The organism is Leptospira vanthielii serovar Holland str. Waz Holland = ATCC 700522 (assembly GCF_000332455.1).
In the GTDB taxonomy this organism is placed as follows: Bacteria; Spirochaetota; Leptospiria; order Leptospirales; family Leptospiraceae; genus Leptospira_A; species Leptospira_A vanthielii.
Genome location: NZ_AOGY02000075.1, coordinates 1 through 13,690 on the forward strand (window position 1 = coordinate 1; position 13,690 = coordinate 13,690).

Consider the following 13,690-nt stretch of genomic DNA (forward strand, 5'->3'; position numbering starts at 1 on the left):
ACGCCACGTACGACCTCAGAGATTTTGTTCGCCCATTAAAACCGAGCAAACCAAACAAAACAAAACTTAGTAACCTAGAACTAAAAGATCTAAAAAACAAACTTCTCAAAATTAAGGAAAAGATTTCTCAACTTCAAAACGAAAAATCAATCATTGAAGAGGCAATTCGTAAGTTCAAAAAATAGTCCCACAAAATCTCCCAATTTAAGGAAGATTCACGAAATCTTTTTTTTGATAAAAAGTAAGAAAAAAACTTGTACTCCATTCCAAGACGGGCTAGATTGTTCTTAATCCTTAACCGGGTTGAACAATAAAAGCCCTGGGAGGTGTGGTAGCGACCCGGGGCCATTTCCCTCTCCCTTCCCTCCCCAATTCCAAATTTCTAAGCCCTCACACCAATGAGACCTTCCCTGAATTATGTCTCATTTTTCTCTTGACGAAATTTTTTATCTTGTACATATAGGGAACGTTCGGGTCACACAACCGGACACGGCTCTACCACAATGCCGTGATTGTTCAAACCGGAATTCTTAAAAAAAGTTCCGAAAGGACGTTCGAAAGAACTTCCAAATTTTCTTTTCTCTAGTTCGACCGAAGGTTTGTTCTAAATAAAAACAAATTTTCCTTAAGTAGAGTAGGGAAGATGCACCTTTTGGTGTATTGGCAAAAAACAACCAAACGCTCGTAGCCGGAGATGTGTTCGTTTGGGAGAAGGAACCTAAAATGAAAACAAATCGAACAGGAATTTGGATTCCCGTTTGGATCGAGAAATTGAATCTCTCTCATAGCCAAACTAAATTGTATGCAGAAATTGTATCCCTACACGATAAAGGAGGATGTTTTGCATCCAATCGTTATTTTGGTGAAGTCCTTGGCCTTAAGATGGACACTATCTCCAGGCTCATCACTTCTCTAAAAAAACTCGGTCTTTTAGAACAAACCGGATTTGATGGCAGAAGAAGGTTCCTCCGACCACTTTTTTCTAACCCAACGGAAAAAGAAATCACCGTAGATAAATTACCCTTGGAAAAAAATCCAACTCAAGGTTTAAAGAAAACCTCAGAAATTATCCAGGTCCGCCCTGACATAAAATCCAATGCAGGTTTGGAAAAAAAATACTCTCCTTTTACTAGTACATTAGAAGTACAAAAAAGAGTACAAAAGAAAAACCCTTGGGAAGAGTTTAAAAGTTGGAGTGAAAAAACTTTATCAAAGTCCACCCACAATCAAATTTCCAATCTTCCCTCACCAGAGGCCCTACAAGGAGCATTAAGTTTGATTTGGAAAAATTGGATAGAAACACAAAATTCCAATCCTCAATTAAAGATACCCATCAAATGTGCATATTAAATTTAAAATTCAATTTTAGACGAGGATCATTATGATAGTTTATCGACATATAAAAACTGGAAATTTATATCTTAAGTTAGATGAAGCTAAAAATTGTACCAATGCAAACGATGGCCAACTCATGGTGTATTATTGTGAATATGGAAAACAAAATCCAATGAAATTTGTCAGAGAGAAATTCGAATTTTTAGAAAAATTTGAAGAAGTAAAACTTTAAAAAGTAAGCACTTCTCTTAAATCGCAAAACGTAAGATGTCTTCTGCCATCTGCAATTTAGATTTTTTGAGTGTTTTGCTTTCTGTTTCAGGGAAGTCAGTTTCTATACATAAATTGCTGTAGCCATGGACCAGAGACCAAGCCATAAGAGCAAAACTTCTATGATTTTCTTTTCGACGTTTAGTTTTTAAATAGAATCTACATCCGCGCACTAAAATTGCGTATGATTTTAATTTTGACCGTTTCAAAATGGAAGACTCATCAGATCTTTTTGTGTGAAACATGAGGCGATAGTAATTCGGGTTTTTAATAGCGAACTGAATGTATACCAAACCCAATTTTACAAAATATTCATCTGGATTTCCTAAAACTTGAGGAACTTTTTTTTGTAAAGACCCAAGTCGGTCAAATCCAATCGAAGATAAAATTTCTAAAACTTCTTCTTTGTCTTGGAAATGTCTATAAACAGCCGCATGGGAAACTCCAGAAAGAGTTGCCACCTCGCGGAGAGAAAAATTAGAAGCACCTCTCTTTTGTAATAACTTATGGCAAGATTTGATAATCGAATTTTTTAGATCACCATGGTGGTAAGAAGATCGCTTCATGATTTAAATCTGGAGAATAAGTTACCGGCGGCAACATTTTTCTTGAATAAAAACCAAATAATGTTACTATTGGTAACTTATGGAGGTTGTTTTATGCAAACACTTACAACCGAAGAAACTCAAAAAATCTTAGAAGAAATGACAACCAATTTCAATCACGGAGGAAGGAAAATTACTGTCCCACCGCCAATTTTTGTCGCAATGAACGCAGAGATTTTATCTTACACCAAAGGGAAAAGTATCACCGTTGCCTTTCCTGTTTCAGAAGACCAAACAAATCCAATGGGAATGATGCAGGGTGGTGTGATTGCAGCAGCCTTTGATAATGCTTTTGGTCCACTCAGTTACCTGGTGGCAAAGCGCCCTACCACTACAATTGATATGAATATTCAATACATTCGAGGGGTGGCTGTAGGACAACGAGTGATTGTGAAGGCTTCCGTGGAAGCAAAAGGGTTCTCCACTATACACATGATAGGCGAGATGCGTACCGAAAAAGACAAACTTTTGGCAACTGCCACAACTAATCTTCTGATTTTAAAAATTCCTGGCGGGGTAGGGGAGTAAGAGATTTAGTTTTTGTAATCGTATCTTTCTAAAACCATTTCAATGATCGTAGGCGTACAGGTTGTTGTATCATTAAAATGTTGGCTCATGATCACACCGTGAAGAAAGGTTTTGATTAGGATCATTTCTTTGTCAGGGTCTTTGATTCCATAGGATCGGAACCTCTCTTTCATTGCCTCTTTGAAAGGGGCAAACCGCTTTTCCACATTTTCTAACATCTTTTTTGAAAGTGAGACAGAACCAGGTTGGAAAAGGCATACAGAAATCAAAACCATGGTTTTTCTTTCTTCTTTTGCAAATTGAATCGAACGGATAAAAAATTCCCTAACGTATTCTTTGGCGGAAAGGTTGGGTGGGATATTGTTGTAAAACTTCTCTTGTTTGGCGAGGTGATTGTCTATAATTTGTTCAAAAATCTGGTTTTTGCTCTTAAAATAATTGTAAGCAAGTCCCTTCGAAATTTTTGCATGGTTGGCAATCATTTCCATGGTAGTTTGTGAGAACCCATGTTTTGCGAACAAAACAATGGCGGAGGTGAGAATCCTTTCAATGGATTTCTCCCTAGCTTGTTGTTTTTTGTTCTCTGATTTCTGTAGGGACTTTATGGGCACTGCCTTCACGGTTCTGGTACTTTCGAATTTCGCAAACACTTTTTAATGCCAAATCAAAGAGATAATGGGATGGGAATTCACTTGGAAGTCTGAAACCGATCTAGTTTTTGGTCTGTATGAGTTCATTTGAATCCGTAACAGTACTAAAGTCAGCCAATATCTACTTCAATGGGAACGTTACCAGCCGTACGGTCCTTTTTCCGAATGGAGAAAAGAAAACCTTGGGAATTATGATGCCCGGAGAGTATGAATTTGGAGCTGATCAAAAAGAAATTATGGAAATCCAGTCAGGAAAACTTTCCGTTCTATTACCAGGATCCGAAACATGGCTCCAAATCGATGGTCAGTCGGTATTTGAAGTCCCTGCTGGATCCAAGTTTAAATTAAAAATCCAAACTGTAACAGATTATTGTTGCTCTTACGTTTGATCAACGATTTCCGCTGTTCCAGCATTATTCTTAACAGAGGTAATGCCATTTTCACAAGCTTGTTTGGAAGAATATCCTTCGCTTGATGCGATGATTTCTCCATTGGCTGCTTTGAGGCGGAAGCGGAATTCTCCTGCTTTGTCTTTGTAGATTTCGAATTTTGCTGACATGAATCTATCTCCTTGTTTTGCCAAGAGTATCTTTTGTTAAGGGTTTTTGGCAATTCGTTTTCTGCTTAATTTAGAATTTGAATTCCAGGGGATGCGATCATTACGAACAGTGTCATTGGATACCTTACTTGCTGATGATTCCAATTCGAAGAATTAATTTATTTCTATTCTTTCTGGTTTTTGTGTCTTGTGGTAATAAGTTGCCAGAGCGCCCTCTCATTCAATATACTTTTGAGACTAAAACCTTAGAGCAAATCCTCTCCGGTACCGTGGTTTGGTCAAAAGCTCATGAAATGAAATACCATTTTGGTTATTGGAAACCTTCTGTTTGGGTAAAATTTGACTTGGTGAATCCAATTAATGAAACAAGTGATTATATTCTCGAATTAGAATCTCCTTGGGTTGATACAGTCATGTTAGGTTGGGAATCTAACGGAATAGTCGTTAGAAAAACATTCGATGGTTCTGGAGCTTTTTCTGAAAGAGAAGTGCAACATAGAAATCCAATCTATAAACTTACATTAAATCCTTTAGAAACTCGAACTATTTACGCTCAAATAAAAAACTCAGGTATATTGAATGCACCCTTCCGAATCTGGAAGATAAACTCTTTTTTTGATCGGATAGAAAGAGACTATGTAGCTAACGGGATATATTTTGGGATCATCTTTGCTCTTCTGTTATACAACCTATTAATTTACGTTAGCGTTCGGGAAAAGGCATACGTTTATTATTGTTTTTATTTGGCTACTCTCGGAATTAACTACTCATTGCTCGGTGGTTTTTTTAAACAATTGTTGATACCAAATGTTGCAATGTCCGTCAAACCTTATCTCTATATTACCGTGAATGCTTCTCTGATTTTTGTCGGACTATTTTCGCTATCCTTTTTGAATTTAAAGAAACTAAACCCTCGTTTAGATCGTTTGATTTTGTTAAGTGTTGTTGGTTTCGGATTCATGGCGATTTTGTCCCTCGTTATTCCCTATAACTGGATGGAAGTGTCTTTTATTTATACATTTCCTTATATGTTTTTGGTGCTTATGTCTGCTGGTGCTTACTCCTATATAAAAGGAGTAAGGTCATCGTTGTTTTTTTTGCTGGCATGGTTCACATTGTTTGTCGGGGTAATTGTTGATTCTTTAACAAAGGCATCTCTCATTCCTTTTTCCACCTTTGGTCGTTATGGAGTGCAAATAGGCACTGCCCTCGAAGTGATTTTGTTTTCTTTGGCTTTGGGTAGGCGCCTTCGTTTTTTATTGGAAGAAAATTTGATTGCGAAGAATGAACTCATAACGATTAAGAAAGATTTGGAAACAGCAAGAAAAATCCAAATGCGGATTCTACCTGATAAGTTGCCCGACAATCAAAAAATATCTATGGAAGTATCATACCAGCCACTATATGATATAGGTGGAGATTTTTATGATTTTTTTGAGTTTTCTGGTGGTTTCGGTTTGGTCATTGCTGATGTAACGGGTCATGGAGTGAGTGCTGCACTAGATTCTTCGACAGTAAAAATTGCATTTCGAAATGCAAAAGAGTTTAAACAATCACCGAAAGAGTTGATCGCAGCAATGAATCGTTTCCTCTGTACAAGTCTGCATGCGCGTTTTGTGACGGCGGCTTACTTCTATGTTGATTTTGAACAAATGAACTTACATTTCAGTTCCGCCGGGAGTCCGCCGTTCCTCCTGATTCGCAATGGAGAAATAGAATCATTCGAATGTCCTGGACTTTTACTCGGGGTCCGCTCCAATTTCGAATATGAACAGCGAGTGGTTGCTTTGCAAGAAGGGGATCGATTGCTTGTATTTACAGACGGTTTGTATGAAAATTTAAAATTAGATGAAGACCTTGAGTCTATTTTGTTTCCGGAAATATCTCCGATTGTAAATCTTTCTCAAATTGCGTTTCATAAGAATTTTCTAGAGCGGTTGTCGAGAATGAGACAGATTTCAAAAGATGATATTACCCTGATTTCTCTTGATATAACTCGTACATAAACTTCCATTACTACTTTCCTTTCTTCTCTCCTTTTAAATAAATTCTTGCTTAAATGGTAAAACTTTGTCCAATTGCCTGCTAACGAATGGTGAGCCTCAGTTTTCTTTTTAAAAAATTAAGAATTAATCGTTTATATTTTGGAGTTATTCTTTTTAGTTTACTCCCACTTGTGCTCGTTGGTACATTCCCTGGTTATTTTTATCGTGAATATGAGATCGGGTATTTTTTAGTTTTTCATAATGTCACAGAAATCTTTAGTGTCATCGTATCTTTTTCCATTTTTGGTTTGGGATACTATTCTTATTCGCAGAGCAGGAATGCACACACTTTGTTTCTAGGAGTCGGTTTCCTCGCTGTTGGGTTGATAGATTTTATGCATGCACTTGGATATACGGGGATGCCTGATTTTATCACTCCAAACTCTGGAAACAAATCGTCTCAGTTTTGGATTATTTCTCGTATGATTACCGCCTTAGTTTTGTTTGTTGCAATTTACATTAAACCAAACGAAAAATATAAGTGGGCAAAATCAAATTTATTACTCTTTTTTACGTTCCTTTTGGTCGGTGTCGTCTTTTTGCTCGTCATTTTTTATAATGATTGGATACCAAAAACATACGAACAAGGGAAAGGACTAACACCATTTAAGAAAAATACAGAATATGCGATTATAATATTACTATTTCTGTCTCTCCTTCTTTATAGAAATGCAAATTTTTATACTTCAAAAAAACAACTTCAATATTATTTGTCAGCGTTCATTGTTTGTATATTTAGTGAATTGGTTTTTGCTGTGTATACCAGTGTATTCGATGTGTATAATGTGTTGGGGCATATATATAAAATTGGTGCCTTTTATTTAATTTATAAAGCTGTGTTCATCGCTGCCATTAATGATCCTTATGAAAAATTAATACAAACCAACCGACTTCTCTCCAAAGAAATTCAAGAGAATAAAACTTATGCGGAGATGATCAGGAAATCTTTGCGTGAAAAAGAGAATTTGGTTTCGGAGATTTTTCATAGAACAAAAAATTCATTACAATTAGTTCGTTCCATTTTGATGATTCAAGCATCTGATTTTGAGGATGATAAAAATATCCAATCAATTGTTGAAGACACTTCTATCAAAATCCAAACAATGTCCTTAGTTCACGACCATTTGTATGCAAATAAGGATCTAAGTGAAATTAAAGTTTCTGATTATTTGCGTTCGCTTGCGGATATGGTTCGTCATGCATATCCACCGGTAGGAACAGAGGTTCGAGTGAATTTCCAAGTGGGTGATGGTTCGCTACTTTTAGATACGGCAGTCCCACTTGGCCTAATATTTACAGAGTTGTTGTCGAATAGTTTTAAGTATGCCTTTCCTGGTTTTACGGTCGGTAATGTTTTGATCCGTTTTTCAATAGAAGGAAATATATGCCATTTTGAATATAGTGACAATGGGGTTGGGTTGCCAGCTAAGTTTGATTTGCAAAAGCAAAAGAAATTGGGTTTAAGTTTGGCGAAGGTCATCGCCGAAAAACAGATGGGTGGGGCCTTGAGTATTGATGGTACTCAAGGGTTTCAAATGAAACTTGATTTCCCCAACAATTTATACAGGAGAAGGGTTTAGTTTCTCGGTTTTATCTACATATTCACGGGTTAGTTGGTACCAAAGATCTGATTGTGGAATACCTGGTTTTCGTTTTCCAAACATTTGTAAAATCAAATTACCTTCGTTGTCAAATACTTCCACTGAGGTAACGAGACCGTCTTTTGTTGGTTTATCGACAAGCCAAACAGATTCAATTTGATCCGTTCTTAGGTGCAAATTGAACTCTGGGTCGAGAACATTAAACCAAGGACCCATGGGTTCCAGTCTCTGGATTTTTCCTGTATGGATTTGAATCATTCCTGGATTACCAACAAAAATCATAATGTCCATTTCCAGTTTGCTAACTTGTTCCATTAGGTTTAGTAGTTTTTCTTTCGAAATTTTGAAGGAAAACTTCCCATTTGCAGCTACCAAAGAAAATTCGCGTGAGTAATTAAATTTTCTGAGCAAAGAAAAGAAGTCATGAGTGTCTTCGAGTTTACTCCAAGCGTCTAAAAATTTTGGAATTTCTTTTGTGTCGTTTGTTTCGGTTTTTGTTTTTGTCTCCGATGTTGGTTTGATGAATGTTTGTGTTTCATCAACAAATTGTGTTTTTGCGATCTCCCAACCATCAATGGCAGACTTTTCCGTTTGGTAAATTTTATGAACAGCCTCACCTTTGGAATCAAAGAATTGGAAACTACGCATGATTCCGTTTTCTTTTGGTTCTTCTACATAAAAGCCATACTTCCAGTTTTGAAGAAAAATGCGGAGGTCTATATCTTCCCCGACGGCAAGGGCGGTTTGCCCATTGACAGATAGGTTTTTATAGACACCTTTTCTTTCGTGTACACAAGATTCATTTCTTGTGAGAGCCATCACATAACCTAGGTTGGTTGTATTTAACAAAAAACTTGCCCAGTCCGGGTTCAGTAGTTTAACTGTCGGGCCAATTTTTGTGGAAAGAAGTTCCGCTTCGCTTACGTTTAAATGTTTGGCAGCGTCACGGATTCTGAGTTTGGGCATTTCTTTTGTTAGATTTTCCCATTGTTGTTTTAAGTTTTCATTCATATTGATTCTCCTATGATTTCTGGAATGATAAAATTTCCTTCGGGTGCATTTAAGATTCGTGCTTTTATTCCAAATGCGGTCTCTAGATTTTCTAAGGTTAAAACTTCGTTTGGTCTCCCTGATTTGATAATTTTTCCTTTGTGTAGTAAGGTGATTGTGTCTGCATATAAAGCTGCAAGATTTAGGTCGTGTAAGATCATAAAGACCGCATAACCTTGGTCTGCCATGTGTTTGCAAATGTTGAGAGTTTTGTATTGGTTGGGAATATCCAATGCAGATACAGGTTCGTCTAAAAAGATATATCTTGGTGGTGTTTCCCATGCTTGCGCCAATATCCTGCCGAAGTTAATTTTTTGCCTCTCTCCACCAGATAGGGTAGAATAGTTCTGTTCTTTTTGTTCAATAGAATCTGTAATCTTCAGGCAAGTCTGGACAATATCTTTATCTCTGACGGCATCAGTGACATGTGGATGGCGACCGAGGCCAATTACTTCTTCGGAGCTTATAGGGAAAGTTATGGCTGTTTCTTGTGTGAGAACTGCTCTTATCTTCGCCAATTGACTTTTGGAATATTTTTTTATTTCAATTCCATCCAAATAAACACTTCCTTGTTGTGGCGTTAAATCACCACATAACATGTGAAAGAGGGATGATTTCCCTGCCCCATTTCTTCCTATTAGTACGTGAAGTTTTCCCGGATGGATTTCTAGCTCTATTTTGGAGAGTACAACTTTGGTTCCAATGGAGTAGTCTAAATCAATTGCTTCGATTGTCATATATGGTTCATCCTTTTTCGAATCAGACTGAGAAAGAATGGAGATCCGAGTAGGGCTGTGGCTATCCCTACCGGTATTTCGGAAGGAGCGATAATGATTCTGCAAATTCCATCCGCAAAACACAGAAGACCTCCGCCTAAAAGGTAGGAAGTGATGAGTAAGTATTTGTAATCTTGGCCAATCGCCAAGCGAACAATATGTGGGACAGCAAGTCCAACAAATCCAATATTACCTACAAGCGAAATACAGGCTCCAACACTCACTCCAATCAAAAGTATGATTATTGTTTTTAAAAATTCTGTGGAGACTCCGAGATGACTTGCTTCCCTTTCGCCTAGTATAAATACATTCAACTGTTTTGCTATGAATGGGCTAATAAATAGTGGGAGAATGAAGAATATGGAAAATGATTTTAAGTTTGTCCAAGAGGCTCCGCCTAAACTTCCCATATTCCAAAGAGAAAGGTTTCTGAGTTGAGCTTCGTTTGCTATATAACTCAAAATTCCAATGGCAGAAAAACAAATAGCGTTTACGGCAATACCAGATAGTAACAATGAAAAGATATCTGTCCTCCCTTTTGATTTTGCAAAAAAGAAGATGATGAAAGATGAAGAGATTCCGCCTAAAAAAGAGAATAGGACAATACTCCAAATCGAATGTAAAAACGGAATGGATGTGCCAAGAACAATCGCTATTGATGCAAATAAAGAACATCCAGCGGTGATACCGATAAGTCCTGGATCGACAATCGGATTTCGAAATAAACCTTGGGCTAATGCACCAGACCAAGCCAATGAACCACCTACCATAATACCGAGAAGGATCCTCGGTATTCTCAATTCAAAGAATACGCGAGATTCCATACTATCACTTTGAAGTAAATCTTCCCAATGTATACTCATTGCACCAAGTAATGATGAGATTACTGCGGATAATATGGTAAAGGTGATACAAGAAAGTATAAAAATTACCTTCTTCTTCATTCAATGAGTTTCCATTTATCATTTAAAGTTTTTAGGGCGAGTGGAAGTCTTGGACCAAAACCTAAAAGAAGAAGGTCATCTAATAGGATTAGGTTCTTTTCCTTTCCGGCTCGTGTGAACTCCATTCCGTTGATTTCCCAAACGGCTTTTTCTCCGCCAAATCCTAATGCTGATTTTTCTGGCATAAGGATGATGTCTGGATTTGCTTTTACTAATGCTTCGCTAGTTAGGGGTTTATATTCGGAAAAATCGTTTACGGCATTTTTTGCACCGGAGAGTTCAATCATTGCGTGTGCTGCAGTTCCGGTTCCAGATATAAATACGGAACTTGGATTTCTGGAATAGATGAAGAGAACTTTGATATTGGTTTTATTTATTTTTAGTTTTTGAATTTGTTCTTTTATATTTTTGGCTAAGACATCAGCTTCTTTTTCTTTTCCCAATAGTTTGCCAATCTCTAACACACGATAGGTTGGAGTTTCTAATCTGAATTCATCAGGGAATAGTTTAAGAGGAATACCTGCATCTTTCAGGTTTTGAATTGTTGCGGGTGGACCTGCTGATTCTAACCCAATGATTTGTGTTGGTTTAAAATTTAAAATTCCTTCTGTTGTTAATGTTCTTTGGTATCCTACATTTGGAAGGGAGGTTGTCTGTTTGGGGTAGTATGAGGTTGAATCTACTGCAATTAATTGGCTTTCTAATTTCAATGCGTAGATGATTTCAGTCACCGTCCCATTGACAGAAATGATGCGGTGGTTTGTTTCCGCAGAAGCCGGTGAGAAGAGTAGGGCGAGGGATAAAATGAGAATCCCCATTTCTTTTGAAGTATTGAATCGAATCATGTGGCAAGAATTAGAGTAAACCAATGCTTGTCAATTTCAAAAGAGAATGAGTCTCAATGTAAAAAATGAGTTTGGTCGAATAAACCTGAAGTGTCTGGGAAGAAATTCTTCTCCATCGGTGGATTTTTTTTGTTCCGTCGATGTTCGTTAAAATAATCGGGTAACTGCCGTTAGATGTTTATTGCAAACAGCCGAATTTTGCAATAAACCCAGGGTATGCGAATCGGAATTAAAGGTCCATGGGACTCAAAGAAGGTAAGGATTGGGAGCGCTGTGAAGCAGAGAAGAGTTCCAGTGCGGATCGGGACAATCTTTTATATTGAGACTAAATCTCATTATTGAGTTGACAGGAATCTCCTCTATTAGAATTTGAGAATCAGAATCAATTAATTAGGAGAGTCTATGAACAAGCTCTACAAATTCTCAGCTCTAGCCTTGGCATCCTGCCTTAGCTTAACACTCATTTCCTGCGAACAGGAAGACAATAAAGATAACAATAGTTCGGTTTTATTAGGTCTGTTTACTCTTGTTGAAGGAGCAAAATCATGTGAAACTCCCGGTAGTACTTTGGTCCTGTCAACTCCGGTGGAAATTTGCAGTCCAGCTGGTGGGGCGGGTGTTCATTTTGTGATCCATGATCTTTCGAATGCATTCAGTCACAGCGTGATTTTTTCTGGTGGTTATAAATCGAAAGATTATGCTTTAAACGGTCCCACTGCTGGAAATGTTTTAGTAAATAATTTTAATGCATTTCAATTCTGGATGTATGATGGGCGTTCTACATCGGGATCTCCAGCTTCTGCGATTCGTTATGAGCCAAATTATGCAGCATCCGCTGCTGTAAGAGTTAACACTGGTTTAACTGCTGCTGAATTACCTATTGCTGTCGTAACAGATACGCAGTGTGATACATTCGGTGCTGCTGCAACAAACTGTAAACTGAACAAAGCCGGTGGAGAGAAAAAAACCTTTTGTTTGGATGTGACAAAAACTACATCGGGTGCTTCACGAATCACACTTTGGTTAGATGGAAAGAATGGAGCTAATTGTAACATAAAATCTTCTTTGACGGCAGAAAATGCAGTTCTCAACAAACTTCCTAGCGATTTTGCAAACAACCTCTCTCCTCTTGATACTCGCACATTCTATTTGGCGGCAGCTCCAGCAGGAACTAACTCTGGTTCTGTGAGTTTTGGTAAAATCACTGTTTCTACAGAAACTGCCATAAAATAGAGGTACCGTTTCTTTATCGTGATTAGGAGTTGCAATCTTAAACTAAAGTTTGGGCTGCAACTCTTTGTTTTAATATACCAGACCAAAACCAGGAGGTGATTCTTATGGGAAAAAAACATAAACGTTTGTTTCGAAATATTTTAAGTAGGTTTGTTCTTCTTTTAGTCCCGGTGATTTTTTTTACATTTTGCCAAGAAAAAGAAAAGTCGGATGAAACAAATCTTTTGCTCCTTGGGGCAATCGTTAGCGCTAATTCAGGTCCATCAACTGTCTGTCAAACGAACGCAGATGGTACGGTCGACACTACAATGCCAACTATAAAAAAGGGAACGTTTGCACTTTGCAGACCTTCTAACGGTGCGGTTCGTCATTATAGAATTGAAGGTTTGAAAATTATTGGAGGGCATACAGCAGTTTCCCTTTATGTTGGTTTACCTGAAAATTATTCTGCGGAAGTAAATAGGAATAGTACTTTAGCTGCCGGTCAATTTGGAATGAATTTTTATTCGGGAAGTGGGACGGGAGGATTTGTTCCGGGTTATGCGTACGCAAATTTTGGGCCAAACGAATCGAATATAAAGAATCTAACATCTAACGGAAATAGTACGGCACCACCTGCACCAACTGTCGCAGGAACTTCTCTAATCAATTTTATTGAACAAGAAGTAGATCTTTGTTTTGATCTTACTGCCGCTGCGCCTCCTCGATTGACTGTTTGGGTCTCAGGAAAAAATACTGCAAATTGTAAAACCAGAACAAATTTAACAACCGGCAATGCGTTGTTAAATGAAGTTACTTGGACAGGAGGAGATCCTGCCCTGGCAACGGGATTTTCATTCATCGGGCTAAGTGCAAATTCAGGCATTTCGTTTTCAAAAATTGTAACCTCAACTCAATTGGCTGCTCCATAAGGTAGGTAATAATAGTGAAATCTTTAAAAATTATATTTATTGGATCAGTTTTTTTTGATAGATTCTAAAGTTTAACGCAACACTTCCTTTATTTTTTCCGCGGGAGTTTTCCAGCCAAGCGTTTTTCTTGGACGCTCATTTAAAAGCTTTTGGACTCTTTTCAGTTCTTTTCTTGATATATCATTAAAGTCAGTTTTTTTAGGAAAGAAATCTCTTATTAGCATATTCGTATTTTCACAAGTCCCCCTTTCCCAAGGACTTCCCGGATGACAAAAATATACTTTCATTTGAGTATCTTTTGTAAATAGCTTATGGTTACTCATTTCTTTACCTTGATC

Annotated in this window: 16 protein-coding genes and 1 pseudogene; 9 read left to right on the forward strand and 8 right to left on the reverse strand. The window is 37.5% G+C overall.

Translation table 11 applies throughout. The annotated features are described in order from the left end of the window. The 3 genes and pseudogenes from LEP1GSC199_RS18730 to LEP1GSC199_RS18745 form a co-directional block, all read left to right on the forward strand. Window positions 1–185 (forward strand): annotated as a pseudogene (locus LEP1GSC199_RS18730) (ParB/RepB/Spo0J family partition protein); the annotation flags it as partial. A gap of 538 nt (window positions 186–723) precedes the next feature. After that, window positions 724–1,350 (forward strand): helix-turn-helix domain-containing protein, encoded by a 627-nt coding sequence (locus tag LEP1GSC199_RS18740; protein ID WP_002990353.1) that lies wholly within the window; start codon window positions 724–726, stop codon window positions 1,348–1,350. A 31-nt stretch (window positions 1,351–1,381) separates the two neighbouring features. Continuing rightward, entirely contained in the window at window positions 1,382–1,567 is a 186-nt protein-coding gene (locus tag LEP1GSC199_RS18745; RefSeq protein ID WP_002990338.1) for a hypothetical protein, read from the forward strand. A 16-nt stretch (window positions 1,568–1,583) separates the two neighbouring features. Here the strand turns inward: LEP1GSC199_RS18745 and LEP1GSC199_RS18750 are convergent, their stop codons facing one another. After that, on the reverse strand, window positions 1,584–2,171 hold the full coding sequence (locus LEP1GSC199_RS18750) for a TetR/AcrR family transcriptional regulator (RefSeq protein ID WP_002990348.1): 588 nt from the start codon (window positions 2,169–2,171) through the stop codon (window positions 1,584–1,586). Between the two features lie 93 nt (window positions 2,172–2,264). On the opposite strand from LEP1GSC199_RS18750, the gene LEP1GSC199_RS18755 reads away from it, so the two are divergent. Next, window positions 2,265–2,738: a PaaI family thioesterase gene (locus LEP1GSC199_RS18755; RefSeq protein WP_002990365.1), complete on the forward strand. Its 474-nt coding sequence runs from the start codon at window positions 2,265–2,267 to the stop codon at window positions 2,736–2,738. 5 nt (window positions 2,739–2,743) lie between these two features. Here LEP1GSC199_RS18755 and LEP1GSC199_RS18760 read toward each other — a convergent pair whose 3' ends face one another. Then, window positions 2,744–3,349 carry a TetR/AcrR family transcriptional regulator gene (locus LEP1GSC199_RS18760; protein ID WP_039927448.1) on the reverse strand — a complete coding sequence of 202 codons (606 nt, stop codon included), beginning with the start codon at window positions 3,347–3,349 and terminating at the stop codon, window positions 2,744–2,746. Window positions 3,350–3,465: 116 nt separating this feature from the next. On the opposite strand from LEP1GSC199_RS18760, the gene ppnP reads away from it, so the two are divergent. After that, window positions 3,466–3,777: a pyrimidine/purine nucleoside phosphorylase gene (ppnP, locus tag LEP1GSC199_RS18765; RefSeq protein ID WP_015683175.1), complete on the forward strand. Its 312-nt coding sequence runs from the start codon at window positions 3,466–3,468 to the stop codon at window positions 3,775–3,777. Here the strand turns inward: ppnP and LEP1GSC199_RS18770 are convergent. Beyond that, a complete protein-coding gene (locus LEP1GSC199_RS18770) occupies window positions 3,768–3,947 on the reverse strand; it encodes a YegP family protein (protein WP_002990362.1) in 180 nt (59 codons plus the stop codon). The two genes, ppnP and LEP1GSC199_RS18770, sit on opposite strands and share 10 nt — an antisense overlap. Window positions 3,948–4,081: 134 nt before the next feature. Between LEP1GSC199_RS18770 and LEP1GSC199_RS18775 the strand changes: the two genes are divergently transcribed. After that, entirely contained in the window at window positions 4,082–5,953 is a 1,872-nt protein-coding gene (locus tag LEP1GSC199_RS18775; RefSeq protein WP_002990342.1) for a 7TM diverse intracellular signaling domain-containing protein, read from the forward strand. An 86-nt stretch (window positions 5,954–6,039) separates the two neighbouring features. After that, window positions 6,040–7,572 (forward strand): MASE3 domain-containing protein, encoded by a 1,533-nt coding sequence (locus LEP1GSC199_RS18780; protein WP_002990350.1) that lies wholly within the window; start codon window positions 6,040–6,042, stop codon window positions 7,570–7,572. Here LEP1GSC199_RS18780 and LEP1GSC199_RS18785 read toward each other — a convergent pair. From LEP1GSC199_RS18785 to LEP1GSC199_RS18800, 4 genes are read right to left on the reverse strand one after another with little or no spacing between them, the layout of a single operon-like run. After that, on the reverse strand, window positions 7,552–8,604 hold the full coding sequence (locus tag LEP1GSC199_RS18785) for a hemin-degrading factor (RefSeq protein ID WP_002990370.1): 1,053 nt from the start codon (window positions 8,602–8,604) through the stop codon (window positions 7,552–7,554). The genes LEP1GSC199_RS18780 and LEP1GSC199_RS18785 overlap by 21 nt on opposite strands. Continuing rightward, complete coding sequence (locus LEP1GSC199_RS18790; protein WP_002990344.1) at window positions 8,601–9,380, reverse strand: heme ABC transporter ATP-binding protein; 780 nt, start codon at window positions 9,378–9,380, stop codon at window positions 8,601–8,603. Before LEP1GSC199_RS18790 ends, LEP1GSC199_RS18785 begins: the two co-directional genes overlap by 4 nt. Continuing rightward, on the reverse strand, window positions 9,377–10,363 hold the full coding sequence (locus LEP1GSC199_RS18795; protein ID WP_039927443.1) for a FecCD family ABC transporter permease: 987 nt from the start codon (window positions 10,361–10,363) through the stop codon (window positions 9,377–9,379). Before LEP1GSC199_RS18795 ends, LEP1GSC199_RS18790 begins: the two co-directional genes overlap by 4 nt. Then, window positions 10,360–11,208, reverse strand: coding sequence for a heme/hemin ABC transporter substrate-binding protein (locus LEP1GSC199_RS18800; RefSeq protein WP_002990372.1), 849 nt, complete (start codon window positions 11,206–11,208; stop codon window positions 10,360–10,362). The genes LEP1GSC199_RS18795 and LEP1GSC199_RS18800 overlap by 4 nt, the downstream gene beginning before the upstream one ends. A 402-nt stretch (window positions 11,209–11,610) precedes the next feature. Between LEP1GSC199_RS18800 and LEP1GSC199_RS18805 the strand changes: the two genes are divergently transcribed. Further along, window positions 11,611–12,441, forward strand: coding sequence for a hypothetical protein (locus LEP1GSC199_RS18805; RefSeq protein ID WP_002990346.1), 831 nt, complete (start codon window positions 11,611–11,613; stop codon window positions 12,439–12,441). Between the two features lie 104 nt (window positions 12,442–12,545). After that, entirely contained in the window at window positions 12,546–13,352 is an 807-nt protein-coding gene (locus LEP1GSC199_RS18810) for a hypothetical protein (protein ID WP_002990360.1), read from the forward strand. A gap of 71 nt (window positions 13,353–13,423) precedes the next feature. Here LEP1GSC199_RS18810 and LEP1GSC199_RS18815 read toward each other — a convergent pair. Next, window positions 13,424–13,690: IS30 family transposase (locus tag LEP1GSC199_RS18815; protein WP_039927446.1), on the reverse strand; the 267-nt coding region annotated here is incomplete at its 5' end.

Coding starts and splice junctions, on each gene's coding strand:
- LEP1GSC199_RS18740 (WP_002990353.1), top strand. CDS start 724: ATGAAAACAAATCGAACAGGAATTTGGATTCCCGTTTGGATCGAGAAA.
- LEP1GSC199_RS18745 (WP_002990338.1), top strand. CDS start 1,382: ATGATAGTTTATCGACATATAAAAACTGGAAATTTATATCTTAAGTTA.
- LEP1GSC199_RS18750 (WP_002990348.1), bottom strand. CDS start 2,171: ATGAAGCGATCTTCTTACCACCATGGTGATCTAAAAAATTCGATTATC.
- LEP1GSC199_RS18755 (WP_002990365.1), top strand. CDS start 2,265: ATGCAAACACTTACAACCGAAGAAACTCAAAAAATCTTAGAAGAAATG.
- ppnP (WP_015683175.1), top strand. CDS start 3,466: ATGAGTTCATTTGAATCCGTAACAGTACTAAAGTCAGCCAATATCTAC.
- LEP1GSC199_RS18770 (WP_002990362.1), bottom strand. CDS start 3,947: ATGTCAGCAAAATTCGAAATCTACAAAGACAAAGCAGGAGAATTCCGC.
- LEP1GSC199_RS18775 (WP_002990342.1), top strand. CDS start 4,082: ATGATTCCAATTCGAAGAATTAATTTATTTCTATTCTTTCTGGTTTTT.
- LEP1GSC199_RS18780 (WP_002990350.1), top strand. CDS start 6,040: ATGGTGAGCCTCAGTTTTCTTTTTAAAAAATTAAGAATTAATCGTTTA.
- LEP1GSC199_RS18785 (WP_002990370.1), bottom strand. CDS start 8,604: ATGAATGAAAACTTAAAACAACAATGGGAAAATCTAACAAAAGAAATG.
- LEP1GSC199_RS18790 (WP_002990344.1), bottom strand. CDS start 9,380: ATGACAATCGAAGCAATTGATTTAGACTACTCCATTGGAACCAAAGTT.
- LEP1GSC199_RS18795 (WP_039927443.1), bottom strand. CDS start 10,363: ATGAAGAAGAAGGTAATTTTTATACTTTCTTGTATCACCTTTACCATA.
- LEP1GSC199_RS18800 (WP_002990372.1), bottom strand. CDS start 11,208: ATGATTCGATTCAATACTTCAAAAGAAATGGGGATTCTCATTTTATCC.
- LEP1GSC199_RS18805 (WP_002990346.1), top strand. CDS start 11,611: ATGAACAAGCTCTACAAATTCTCAGCTCTAGCCTTGGCATCCTGCCTT.
- LEP1GSC199_RS18810 (WP_002990360.1), top strand. CDS start 12,546: ATGGGAAAAAAACATAAACGTTTGTTTCGAAATATTTTAAGTAGGTTT.